Origin of the sequence: Mesorhizobium sp. M5C.F.Ca.IN.020.29.1.1, from assembly GCF_003997375.1 — a bacterium.
Classification (GTDB): Bacteria; Pseudomonadota; Alphaproteobacteria; order Rhizobiales; family Rhizobiaceae; genus Mesorhizobium; species Mesorhizobium wenxiniae.
Window position 1 is genome coordinate 1 of the sequence record NZ_RZSW01000574.1, and the last position, 3,832, is coordinate 3,832.

At 60.3% G+C, this 3,832-nt stretch carries 4 protein-coding genes; all 4 read right to left on the reverse strand.

The genetic code is table 11. The features are described 5' to 3' along the window. Positions 1–831, reverse strand: an 831-nt coding sequence (locus EOA85_RS29885; RefSeq protein ID WP_127212147.1) for an SRPBCC domain-containing protein, incomplete at its 3' end; no start/stop codon positions are given. Continuing rightward, on the reverse strand, positions 828–1,169 hold the full coding sequence (locus tag EOA85_RS29890) for a metalloregulator ArsR/SmtB family transcription factor (protein ID WP_127212148.1): 342 nt from the start codon (positions 1,167–1,169) through the stop codon (positions 828–830). The genes EOA85_RS29885 and EOA85_RS29890, both read right to left, overlap by 4 nt. Before the next feature lie 475 nt (positions 1,170–1,644). Continuing rightward, positions 1,645–2,277 carry a TetR/AcrR family transcriptional regulator gene (locus EOA85_RS29900; protein WP_127212149.1) on the reverse strand — a complete coding sequence of 211 codons (633 nt, stop codon included), beginning with the start codon at positions 2,275–2,277 and terminating at the stop codon, positions 1,645–1,647. 286 nt (positions 2,278–2,563) lie between these two features. Continuing rightward, on the reverse strand, positions 2,564–3,832 hold a 1,269-nt coding region (locus tag EOA85_RS29905), incomplete at its 5' end, for a bifunctional diguanylate cyclase/phosphodiesterase (protein WP_164759970.1).

Sequence of the window (3,832 nt, forward strand, 5' to 3'; positions counted from 1 at the left end):
GCTGAATACCATGCCCAGCGTTACCTTTGTTGCCCCGTCCTGATCCTCGAACGAGGCCCAGGCGTCGGCATGTTTCGGCCCGTTCTCGCCCCAATGCAGAGTATAGCCGATCCTCTCCTCGGGCCGGACCTCGTTATAGAGATGGTGGTTCGGGAAGACCGTGCCATCAGGCGCGATCATGTCGAAAACCCATTCGCCGCCCGTTCGCAAGTCGATCCTCTTCGTTCGACAGGAGAAGCCTTCCGGCCCCCACCATTGCGGCAGCGTTTCAGGGTTCATCCACGCGCCCCACACGATGGATCGCGGCGCCTGGATTACCCGCTGCAGCACCATGGTTCGTTCGGCCGCGCCCGCGAGGTTGTCCAGACCGGCGGAGAAGCCTTCCCGATAGCCTGCCTCCATATCCTGCGCCAGCGATGAAAGTTGCACCGTCACGATCAGCCGGCTGCGCTCGTGCGTGCCTGAAAGATTTGCCGTCACCAGCGCTGCTGATTGCGTCACGCCTTCGCACGAGATCACCTCATAGTTCACGCTGCACAGCGCCGGCTGCAGCGCAAGCCAGCCATTCTCGCACCGGATGTCAGGCTGGTCCTCGACCTTGCAGAGCGAGATCTCGCGTCCACCCACCCTGGTGTCGGCCTCCAAGAACTCCACGGTAACCGAGGCTGATGGCGCAGCCCAGATCGCCCGCGCGGCCGGGGCGGTCCATGCCTCCCACAGTACGGCCAATGGCGCGGCCACGTCCCGTTCGAAGGTGAGTGTCGCAAAGCGGCTTTTCTTATCATCAGGCACCGCACGGGTCGCGCTGTTTGTAGCGACGGTCTGTGTCATTCTGCGCGCTCCTTCATCACATTCATCACAAATGCGTCCAACTGGTCGAGCCGAGCTTCCCAGATGGCCCGCTGCTCATCGAGCCATGTCCGCACCGGGTCCAGAGCCTCGGGCACGATGGCGCAGGTGCGTATCCGCCCGTCCTTGGAGGTGGAGATCAACCCTGCCTCCTCCAGTACGGAAAGGTGCCGCATCACCGTGGGCAGACGCAGTCCCGTGGGACCAGCGAGATCCGTCACCTGCGCAGGTGTTTCGGCAAGCCGGGTCAGGATCGACCGGCGGGTCGGATCAGCGAGCGCGTGGAAGAGCAGCGATAGATCAGGATCATGCTTAGCCATGTCGCTAACTATCGCCCAATTTGCCGCTGGCGCAAGCGAAAACTTCGTCAACTCGCTAAGTTTTTTCCGCCGAACGCGCCGAGTTCCTGGAGCAGGCGGCTTCCGTTGCCGAGTCCGCTGAGAAGTTGCTCGCAACGGTGCGAGTGCGCCCCGATGCCGGCAATCGAAGACAAGTTCCTGAAGCCGCCGTTCCGCTTCCCACCTAGATGCTCCTAGGAAGCGTCAACATCGGAAATGACCCAACGCGAACTTCATCTCGCGGCGTAGACCGGGCGCGCACTGCCGAACCCTGGCCGTGCGTTGCAGTTGAAGGCACTCGCGGGAAAATCCAGTTCTCCCGCACGCCAGGAATCAGCGTTTGGCAATGGGCTTGGCAGCCAATCCAAATCGTTGATCGAGATCCGGCGGAACCAGATCGCTTTCGGATCCTCCACGCCAGTTGAGAGAGCATGGAGGTTCGACTGCAGCCCAGCCTTCACCGGCCACCCTTCGCCGACCTGCCCGCCCCAAACCTCAACCCGTCCATCAGCAGCGATACCAGCCGGCGCGAGCGATCGCGCCAGTCCTTGGTGTCGGGCGCCGAATAGATGCCGCCCAGCGCGTGCAGAACGTCCGATGCGTCGACATCGCTGCGGATCGAGCCGTCGGCCACCGCCGCTTCGATCAGCCGCCGCAAGGCAAGTGTCACCCTGCCCGAAACGTCGGAGAACAATGTGGAGTTCGTCGTGAGCAGGATGCGCAGGCTTGTCGCCAGTCCGCGCTTGGTGGCGATGTAGTCGACGAAGCGCTGCATCCATTGTTCGAGCGCGACGTCCGGCGAATGGTGAAGGGCGAGCTCTTCGGCGGCCTGGCACAGGCCTTCCACTTCGCGCCGGTAGACCACCTCGACCAGATGCTCGCGCGTCGGAAAGTGCCGGTAGAGCGTGCCGATGCCGACGCCGGCCTGGCGCGCGATCTCCTCCAGCGAGGCATCAACGCCATGTGCGGCAAAGGCCACTGCTGCGACCTCGACCAGCATGTCGCGGTTGCGCTGCGCATCGGCGCGCAGCGGTTTTGCCGCTGCGGCTTCGGCCTTGTCTCCAAACCTGGCGGGCGGCTGCGAAGCCAATTTTTTTCCAATTCGATCGGGGCTTGAACCGGGGCAGGGCAGGGGCCCGGCAGGCCCGTTAATATAGCCACGGCATCGAGTATGTCATATCCTTCGAGCCCACAAGTCTGCCGTCGGCTGCCTCCGACTGCCAATGCAGATCGGCAAAATGCCGTGGGATATGGCCGGGCACCGGCTAGAGCGGGATGCGTTCAAATTGAACGAGGCATCTCGCGCTATCTCTTTGTGTTAGCCGATGCCAAGTGAGGCCACTTGGGTGCAAATGCTCCCATCTGGAACTGTAGTACTAGGCAGAAAGGCCCAGCCTGAACTTGTCCGTATCTTTTATCCTGCCTTGCCTTGCGGCTAGGTGGTTTGTCAGCAGATTTTCTTCGATGGGCTGTGACATGAAAAACCCTTGAGCGCTGTGACAACGCTCGGCAATCAGGAAATCAAGCTGCGCTTCGTTTTCCACGCCCTCTGCCAGAACGGTCAAACCGAGCGAATTGGCCAGTGCTATAATGCCTCGAACAATGTTCTGTTTTTTCTTCGACGCTTCCAGACCGCTCAAGAACGATCGGTCGATCTTCAACCGATCCAGGTTGAAATCGGCAAGGTAGCCGAAACTTGAATAGCCGGATCCAAAATCGTCGAGTGCCAAGCCGACCCCGATATTTCGAATTTCCGTCAGCATGTTCAAGGCGTTTCGGCTGTTCTGGATAAATACCCCTTCCGTTATTTCCAGTTGCAGGCGCGAGGGCGGCAGGCCCGTTTGTCGCAGCACCAGAAGAAGGTGGGCGAAGTAGGCATCGTTCTGAAGGCTTTTGCCCGAAAGATTGACCGAGCAAACGAAATCATCGGCAGAAACAGGCATCCATCGAGCTGCCTGCAGGCAAGCCTTGCTCAGCACAACCTTGTCGACTTCTAGTATCAGGTCGCCTCGTTCGGCAATTGGAATGAATGACATCGGCAGACGAATCGCGCCCGAAGCGGGGTCGCGCCAACGCACAAGCGCCTCGGCGCCAATCATGCGGCCGGTTGCCAGCTCGAATTGCGGTTGCCAAACCAGGAAGAACTCGTCGCAGTTAAGCGCCCGCTTGATGCCAGCTTCTTCGCCAAGCTGCATGTCGAACTGATTGAGGATTGCAGGCGAAAACGTCACGAAGCCAGAGCGTCCTTCCGCTTTGGCCACATAAAGAGCGCTGTCTGCGTTGCGCAACAGGGTGGAAATATCCGAGCCATGCTCAGGAAAACATGCCATGCCGATACTGGCTCCCATGCGCACGTGGTGGCCTTCGAGTTCGGCAAACCGGTTCAATTGCTCCCGAAGCCGATCTCCGAGAGCATCCGCTGCCGCGTGCCGGTCTCCAATCGCCATGATGGCAAACTCGTCGCCGCCCAAACGGATGGCGACCACTTCGTCGGGCCGTTCGACCGATTGCAGGATTTCAGCGACGGCTTTCAGCAGCAGATCACCGATGTGATGACCGAACGTATCGTTCACGCTCTTGAAATGATCCAGGTCTATCAGGAAAAGGCGGAGTTGTTTGCCGGCCAGCCTTGCCCGGTCCAGCAC